This window comes from Parafrankia sp. Ea1.12 (genome assembly GCF_900465275.1).
Taxonomy (GTDB): Bacteria; Actinomycetota; Actinomycetes; order Frankiales; family Frankiaceae; genus Parafrankia; species Parafrankia soli.
This window is the reverse complement of sequence record NZ_UBIZ01000555.1, coordinates 1-7,824: the sequence shown is the minus strand read 5'-3', so window position 1 is coordinate 7,824 and position 7,824 is coordinate 1. Positions and strand designations below refer to the sequence as shown.

Genomic DNA, 7,824 nt, shown 5'->3' with positions numbered 1-7,824 from the left:
GGACGGGCCTGGCGGGCGGCGGGCAGCAGCCCGCCGGCGGTCAGACCCGGGTCGTACAGGCCGCGGTGACGACCCTGCTCAGGTCGGTCACGCGGTCGCTGTGCAGCAGGAAGCCCGGTACGGCCATACGAGGGACTCTACGCCATCCCGGTGCCCCGTTCGTGGCAGGGAGGAGTTCGCCGGATACGCGGGGGAGTCCCCCGGGGGGGTCATGCGCTCGTTATCGTCACGGGAGGCGATCGGACGGGAGGCGTGGGATGGTCCAGACCGGCGCCGGCCGTTGCCTCAAGCCCGCTCCGAGGTCGGAGGTCTACGCGGTGCAGAGCCGGATGCGCGGCCTGCTCGACGCCGTGGTCGATGTCGCGCGCGAGCTGAGCCTGCCAGTGACGCTACGCCGGATCGCGCAGGCGGCCCGCTCCCTGGTGGACTGCGAGCTCGGCGCGCTCGGGGTCCTCGGCCAGGACGGCGCCATCACCGAGCTGATCGCGGTCGGCCCGGGGGAGGAGGTTCCCCGCGACATCGCCCGGATGCCGCCCGGCCGCGGCCTGATCGGCGAGCCCGGGGGCGGCCCCCACCCGGGCGGGAACGCGCCGCGGGTGGGCACCGCCGTCGTCGCGCCGGAGACGCTCGGCTTCCCGCCCGGCCGGCCTCGTTTCACCACGTTCCTCAACGTCCCGATCGCCGTCCGCGGGGAGGCGTTCGGCAACCTGTACCTGGTGGGCAAGCACGGACCCGAGTTCACCCAGGAGGACGAGGACCTGGTCGAGGCGCTCGCCGCGGCCGTCGGCTTCGCCATCGAGAACGCCCGTCTTTACGAGGCCACCCGACGGCGCCAGGCCTGGCTCACCGCGAGTGCCGAGATCACCACGGCGCTGCTGTCGGTGGCCGAGCCCGTCGACGCGTTACGGCTGGTCGCCCGGCGTGCCAGGCAGATCACCTCGGCCCTGCTCGCCGCGATCGTGCTCCCGGTGAACAGCGCGGAGGCGGCCCGGCCCGGCCGCTTCGGCGTCCAGCCCCGCCGGCCCGCCGCGCGGGCCGGCGCGGCCCCGAGGTCGCTGGAGGTGGCCGTCGTCGACGGTCCGCTCGCCGAGCAGCTGCGGGGGCGGATGCTGCCCGAGCGGGTCGGGCTGTTCAAGATCATGAAGGAGGGTCGGGCGGTGCTCGTCCCCGCTGTGCGCGCCGATCCCGCCGCGCACAGCCTGCTGGGCGAGGCCGTCGACGGCCTGGTGATCGGCACCGTGATGGTCATCCCGCTGCTGGCCGCCGGGCGGCCGCTGGGGGTGCTCATGCTCACCGCGGCCCCGGGCGCGGTCCCGTTCGACCAGCTCGACCTGGAGATGGCGGCGGCGTTCGCCGGCCAGGCCGCGCTCGCCCTGGAACTCGCCCGCGTGCAGTGGGACAGGGAACGCCTCGCGGTGTTCGAGGAACGCGACCGCATCGCCCGCGACCTGCACGACGTCGTCATCCAGCGGCTGTTCGCCACCGGTCTGCAGATGCAGGGCCTCGCCCGGGTGATCGACGAGGGCGCCGCGGTGCGGCTCAACGACGCCGTCCGCGAGCTGGATCAGACGATCGCCGACATCCGCCATACGATTTTCTCGCTGACGGCGTCCGCCGGCCCCGTCGACCTGCGGGCCGAGATCGCCGGAATCGTGTCGCAGGCCGAGCAGGCGCTGGGCATCCGGCCCACGGCCCGCATCGACGGCCCGGTCGACCGCGGTATCCCGGAGGTGATCCATCCGCACCTGCTGGCGGCCATCCGTGAGGCGCTGTCGAACATCGCACGGCATGCCCGGGCTACCCGCATCGAGGTGCTGGTGCGGGTCACCAACACCGACGTCTCGGTGCAGGTGCGCGACAACGGCTGCGGCCCGGGTGGCGCGTCGCGCAGCAGCGGCCTGACGAACCTGCGCCGCCGGGCGCTCGACCTCGGCGGCCGGATGGAGTTCGGCCCAGGCGAGGACGGCATCGGCACGACGGTGACCTGGCACGTGCCGCTGGTTCAGCCCATCCCGCCACCGTGCGCGCTGCCGGCCGGGGACACCCCCGCCCCGCGACTCGGCGTCGGGCCCGCGGAGGGGCCTGGTGGGCCCTGAACCGGTCCGGCGGCGCGGTGCTCCCCGTCAGGCGCCCCAGTGGCCAGTCAGGGCCGGGGCTCCCACGCCGGCTGTCAGGACGACAGCTTGGTGGCGAACACGGCCGCCTGCGTGCGGCTCTCCATCCCGAGCTTGGACAGCATGCTCGACACGTAGTTCTTGACCGTCTTCTCCGCCAGGAACATGCGGGCGGCGATCTGCCGGTTCGTGAGCCCCTCGGCGATCAGCGCGAGGATCCGCCGCTCCTGGTCGGTGAGGCCGGCGAGGCGCTCGTCCTCCACCGGCCCCTCGCGCAGCCGGAACAGCACCCGGGAGGTGACCGCCGGGTCGAGCAGGGACTGGCCGGCGGCCACCTGGCGCACCGCGTCGACCAGCGCGGTGCCCCGGATCTGTTTCAGGACGTAGCCCGCGGCCCCGGCCATGATCGCGGTGAACAGGGCGTCCTCGTCGTCGAACGAGGTGAGGATGAGGCAGGCGATCTCCGGATCGTGCGACCGGACGTGCCGGCACACCTCGATCCCGCTGCCCTCCTGTAGCCGCGCGTCCAGGACGGCGACGTCCGGGCGCAACATGATGATGTCCGCGATCGCCTCGTCGGCGCGCCCGGCCTCGCCCACCACGACGATGTCGGATTCCTCGGAGAGCAGGTCACGCAGCCCGCGGCGGACGACCTCGTGGTCGTCGAGAAGGAAGACGCGGATGGAGCCCGCCCGCGACTGCTGGGCGGGCGTCACGCCGGCCCCGGAACTGCCCGTTGATACCTCTGACACCGTTGACTCCGCCCGACCCCGCTGTCGTTGAAGAACGTCGCTGTATGTCACGTGCAGCATGCAGATTATAACTCTGGTGAACGGCTGGTTAGCCGGGTTCAATCGTTGTGTGGACGATGATCCACCAGTCGACCTGAGGAGAGCGGCCGGCGGCCGGTCAGCGCGGCCGAACCGATGAGAACACCGGCCCCCGCGGTCACCAGCAATCCGCGGTGCGCGCCCCCGCCGTCCACCAGACTGCCGGCGACCGGCGCCCCGACGGCTATCCCGCTGACGACCGCCATGGTGAGCCAGGCGAACCCCTCGGTACGCGCCCCGGCGCCGACCAGGCGCTCGACCACCGCGTTGCCGATGATCAGGGTGGGGGAGACGGTCGCCCCGGCCAGCAGCGCGAGCGGGATCATCAGCTCGAGGGTCACCCCGGCCAGCGGCAGGGCCATCCCGACCGCCATCACGGCCGCGGCGAGCAGGAACCGGCCGGACAGGGGCCGGGTGTGCGCCCGCGCGCCGTACACGAGTCCGGAGACGGCCGACCCGGCCGCGAACAGCCCGAGCAGCATCCCGCCCACCGCGGCGAGTCCCTCCTCCCGGGCGAAGGCGACCATCGACACGTCCACCCCGCCGAACGCGATGCCGATGCACAGGAAGATCAGCAGGAGGGTGCGGGTGCCCCCGTCGCGCAGCATGCGGGCGCTGGCGGCCGCGCCGCCGCCGCGCGGCCCCGGATCGCTCTCCCGCAGCGCGATCAGCGCACCGGTGCCCGTCGCCAGGAAAACCATCGACGCGACCAGGCCGGCGGGCGGCGCGATCAGCACCGCCAGCAGCGTCACCAGGGTGGGGCCGAGGACGAACACCACCTCGTCGAGCGCCGACTCGAGCGCCAGCGCGGTGCCGAGCAGCTCCCCGCCGCCGAGCCGGGCACTCCACCGCGCGCGGACGCAGGCGCCCACCGGGGGCAGCAGACCGCCGGCGACCGCCGACGCGGTGAACCACACCGGACGCGGCGCGCCGGCGGTCACCGCCACGGTCAGCGTGGTCATCGCCGCCAGATGACCGGCCAGGCAGCCGGACAGCACCCGGGCCTGCCCGAACCGGTCGAGGGCCCGCCCGAGGCGCGGGGCGAGCAGCGCCTCACCGACGGCACCGGCCGCCGCGACCGCCCCACCCACCCCGTAGGAACCGGTCTCGGCCTGGACGAGCAGCACCGTCCCCACGGAGACCATGGCGATCGGGAGCCGGCCCAGGAACGCGGCGGGGACGAAGCGGGCGGCACCCGGCGTGGCCAGGGCGCGGTGATATGCGGTTGTCATAGCCGCACCAACGGTGCCGTATCGCCAGGCTCGTCACCAGCGGTTTTTCCCCACACCCGCAGGGTGGCCCGGGCGGGCCCGCCCCTGTGGGGCCCGCCCGCCGGGCTCAGCCGCGGTGACGGGGCCGCCGCTGCTGGCCGAATCCGGGTGGCTCACGCACCCAGCGATGCTGGACCGCCCGGCGCGGATCGGGCCCGGCCGCGCGCAGCCGCTGGACGAAGGGCGCGACCAGCACGGCCCCCACGACGAACCCGACCACGTGCGCGCCGTAGGCGACGCTCCCACCGTCGGCCACCCCGAAGCCGGTGAAGTACACGTACTGCAGCGCGAACCAGAACCCGAGCACGATCCACGCCGGCAGCCAGAACGGCAGGAAGAACAACACCGAGACCAGCCCGATGACCCGGGCGCGGGGGAACACGACGAGGTACGCGCCGAGCACCCCGGCCACCGCCCCGGACGCGCCGATCAGCGTGTCGGTGGTGTTCCCCTCGAACGCGGCGAAGCCGTACGCCGCCGTGAAACCGCAGGTCAGATAGAAGAGCAGGTACAGCAGCCGGCCCATCCGATCCTCGATGTTGTTGCCGAACACCCCGAGGAACAGCATGTTGCCGAGCAGGTGCAGCCAGCTGCCGTGCAGGAACATTGCGCTGAGCACCGACAGGGCCGGCGACTTGTCGAACGTCGGCGGTGACTCCTGCAGGCAGCCCACCCGGCCCCGCGCGTCCACCGCGAGCCGGCCGGAGTTCGCCACCGACAGCTGCTCGTTCGACAGCAGCTCCTTCGGGATCGCACCCCATTCCTGGAAGAAGCGCTGCTGCTCGCACGCGTTCTGCGTCCGTGAGGTCTGTACCCCGGCAACCGAGCTGACCACCGGCGTGAAGAACACGAAGATCACGACGTTGGCGGCGATCAGCAGCCAGGTCACGACCGGCCTGCGCCGCAGCGGATTGATGTCGTGAATCGGAATGACCACATCGGACATCCTGCCGTAGCCGGTCAGACCGCCGTATCTGGCCGGGTCGCCGCAGCCGGGCAGGCCGCCCCCGGCCGGTCAGACGGCCACGAGCGGTGCGGCGCCGGCCGTCCACCGCGGTGGGATGCGACGCTCCTCACCTCGGTCTCGTTATCGCCGGCCTCTGGGTGGGGGGCAAGGTAGGGGCATGTCCGCCGCTGGCTCTGCCGACCTACCGGGAGGAGCCGCCTCCGGTGGCCCGGACACGGGGACCACGGCGGACGCCGCCGCCCCGCCCACCCGCGCGGCCCCGGTTCAGCCCCCAGCCGGCCGGGCCCGGCGGCGCCCGTCGACCAGCCGCCGGGCGGGGTTCGTCCTCGCGACGTACGCCTTCGTCGTCACCATGCTCGGCACCACCCTGCCGACGCCGATCTACCCGCTCTACCGTGAGCGGTTCGGTTTCTCCCAGCTCATGGTCACCGTGGTCTTCGCGACCTACGCCGTCGGCGTGATCGCGGCCCTGCTGCTGTTCGGACGGCTCTCCGACCAGGTCGGCCGCCGCCGTGCGCTGCTGCCCGGCCTGCTCGCCTCGGCCGCGAGCGCCGCGGTCTTCCTGCTGGCGGACAACGTCGGCGTCCTGCTCGTCGGTCGGGTGCTCTCCGGCCTGTCCGCGGGCGTGTTCACCGGGACGGCCACCGCGACGCTCCTCGACCTCGCGCCACCGCACCGGCGGGGACGCGCCACCCTGGTCGCCACCATCGCCAACATGGGCGGTCTGGGCTGCGGCCCGCTGCTGGCCGGCCTGCTCTCCCAGTACGCCCCCAACCCGCTGCGGCTGACCTTCGTGGTCGATCTGGCGCTGCTCGTCCCGGCCGCGGTCGGCATCTGGCTGATGCCCGAGACCGTCGAGGTGACAGGCCCGGCCCGGCTGCGCCCACAGCGCCCCCGGGTGCCACCGAGCGCCCGGTCGGTCTTCGTCGGCGTCGCGCTGGCTGCCTTCGCCGGATTCGCCGTCCTCGGCCTCTACACGGCCGTGGCACCCGCCTTCCTGGGCGCCGTGCTGGATCCGCCGAACCGGGCCATCACCGGACTGGTCGTCTTCGCGGTCTTCGCCTCCTCCGCCTGCGGCCAGGCCTCGCTCGACGTCGTCACCCGCCGGCTCGCCGCACCAGGACGTCCGCCCGAGCGCATCGGGCTCACCGTCGGCTGCGCCGGGCTGGTGCTGGGCATGGGCGTGCTCGCGCTGGGCCTGGCGACGTCGTCGGTCGCTGGCCTCGTGATCGGTGGCGTGATCTCCGGAGCGTCCCAGGGGATCGCCTTCCGGGCCGGCCTCGCCGCCGTGAACGCGGCCTCCCCGGCCGACCGCCGCGCCGAGGCCGCCTCCGCCTTCTTCGTCGTCGCCTACGTGGCGCTCTCACTGCCGGTCGTCGGGGTCGGCCTGCTCGTCGAGCTGACGAGCCTGACCACCGCCGGCCTGGTGTTCGCCGCGATCGTGGCCGCCCTGGCGATCGTCGTCCTGTCCCTGCTGCGCACCGGCGCCGGCGCCGCAGCTGCTGGTGGTGCCGCTACCGACGGGGCGGTCCCGGTACCGGCGCGGGACCGGTGAAGGGCGGGCGGCGGCTCCGCTACCGCCCGATCGCGGCGTCGGCGGCGGCGATGTCCTTGTGGAAGCGCTTGTGTATCCGCAGCTTCTCGCCGGTCGCCTCCGTCGTCCCCCACAGACCGCTGACCGGCCCCAGAACGGTCTCGCGGGGCAGGCGCGCGAGCGGCGCGTCTCCCTTCGGCTTCGTTGGCACGAGCTTGCCGGCCCTGAGCACCAGAATGCTCTGGTCCGTCACGACCACGATGCGGTAGTCGATCCAGAAAATGATCAACATGGTGAGAAGGAAGAAGTACGGGGTCGGCCCGGTCTGCGCCTGTAAGACGTGCTGCACGGTCTCACCTGGGGCGAGATAGGGCTGGGCGCGCGCGGCGAGTTTGTCACGGAGAGCCATCGTCACTGGTCCTGACTGTTTGTCGAAAAGCAAATATCCGAGATGATCGGACTAGTCCGGAAACTCTAGCGCGGCGCGGTCTCCCCGCTGCTCGGGGGTGGTGCTGGAATCTTTTTCGCATCGCAGAAAACCCTCGTCTCGTATGTTCCCGCAGGTGGAGATGGTGGGCCGTCCTGCTCGCACCCGGGCACGCCACCGGACGAAGGCGGTGACGTCCCCGCCCGACAGCCCGAATAGCCGTCCGGTGTCGTGAAGTTGACAGGATCGCTGGAACGGCTGATGATCGCTGGAACGGCCAAGATCTCGGAACCCTGCGCAACGCTCTCCTCTGGCAGGACGAGCGCGCGAGGAGCGCGTCGGCGATCAGGTAGCCCGCGATGCGGTCGCCGCCGTGCTCACTTGCTGGAAGAGACTCCCCACATGAGACACCCGCTTAAGAGTGCGCCGCGCTCGACGGCGGAACCTCGTAGTCCGGTTCCGGTTCCGGAACTGGGTGTGGTGGGGGTCGGAATGGTGGCTGTGTGTCGTGGGATATTTTCCACCCCGAGGCGGTGTTGCCTGATGGTTCATCGCCACCCCCTCCCGCCGTGCCAGCCTTGTGTTGCGGTTCGACGTATGAATGTGGGTGGGTGACGCGCGTCGCCCCGAACGGGCCCGTCCAGACGAACGTTCCTTCCTGTGGTTGTGTCAGCCGCCAAC

General features: G+C 72.5%; 6 protein-coding genes. 2 read left to right on the top strand and 4 right to left on the bottom strand.

Annotated features, from left to right (window positions below; genetic code table 11):
• Window positions 1-257 precede the first annotated feature (257 nt).
• Complete coding sequence (locus tag FMEAI12_RS31365; RefSeq protein WP_235014888.1) at window positions 258-2,096, top strand: GAF domain-containing sensor histidine kinase; 1,839 nt, start codon at window positions 258-260, stop codon at window positions 2,094-2,096.
• 74 nt (window positions 2,097-2,170) lie between these two features.
• Here FMEAI12_RS31365 and FMEAI12_RS31360 read toward each other — a convergent pair whose 3' ends face one another.
• The 3 genes from FMEAI12_RS31360 to FMEAI12_RS31350 form a co-directional block, all read right to left on the bottom strand.
• On the bottom strand, window positions 2,171-2,866 hold the full coding sequence (locus tag FMEAI12_RS31360; protein WP_083391024.1) for a response regulator transcription factor: 696 nt from the start codon (window positions 2,864-2,866) through the stop codon (window positions 2,171-2,173).
• 98 nt (window positions 2,867-2,964) lie between these two features.
• Window positions 2,965-4,176, bottom strand: coding sequence for an MFS transporter (locus FMEAI12_RS31355; protein WP_112108857.1), 1,212 nt, complete (start codon window positions 4,174-4,176; stop codon window positions 2,965-2,967).
• 106 nt (window positions 4,177-4,282) lie between these two features.
• On the bottom strand, window positions 4,283-5,152 hold the full coding sequence (locus FMEAI12_RS31350) for a rhomboid family intramembrane serine protease (RefSeq protein WP_071063700.1): 870 nt from the start codon (window positions 5,150-5,152) through the stop codon (window positions 4,283-4,285).
• A gap of 187 nt (window positions 5,153-5,339) precedes the next feature.
• Between FMEAI12_RS31350 and FMEAI12_RS31345 the strand changes: the two genes are divergently transcribed.
• Window positions 5,340-6,737, top strand: coding sequence for an MFS transporter (locus FMEAI12_RS31345; protein WP_235014886.1), 1,398 nt, complete (start codon window positions 5,340-5,342; stop codon window positions 6,735-6,737).
• A gap of 19 nt (window positions 6,738-6,756) precedes the next feature.
• Here the strand turns inward: FMEAI12_RS31345 and FMEAI12_RS31340 are convergent, their stop codons facing one another.
• A complete protein-coding gene (locus tag FMEAI12_RS31340) occupies window positions 6,757-7,125 on the bottom strand; it encodes a hypothetical protein (RefSeq protein ID WP_112108858.1) in 369 nt (122 codons plus the stop codon).
• Window positions 7,126-7,824 lie beyond the last annotated feature (699 nt).

Bases quoted from the DNA above. Each gene is read 5' to 3' on its own strand.
- FMEAI12_RS31345 (WP_235014886.1), top strand. From the start codon at position 5,340: ATGTCCGCCGCTGGCTCTGCCGACCTACCGGGAGGAGCCGCCTCCGGT.
- FMEAI12_RS31365 (WP_235014888.1), top strand. From the start codon at position 258: ATGGTCCAGACCGGCGCCGGCCGTTGCCTCAAGCCCGCTCCGAGGTCG.
- FMEAI12_RS31340 (WP_112108858.1), bottom strand. From the start codon at position 7,125: ATGGCTCTCCGTGACAAACTCGCCGCGCGCGCCCAGCCCTATCTCGCC.
- FMEAI12_RS31355 (WP_112108857.1), bottom strand. From the start codon at position 4,176: ATGACAACCGCATATCACCGCGCCCTGGCCACGCCGGGTGCCGCCCGC.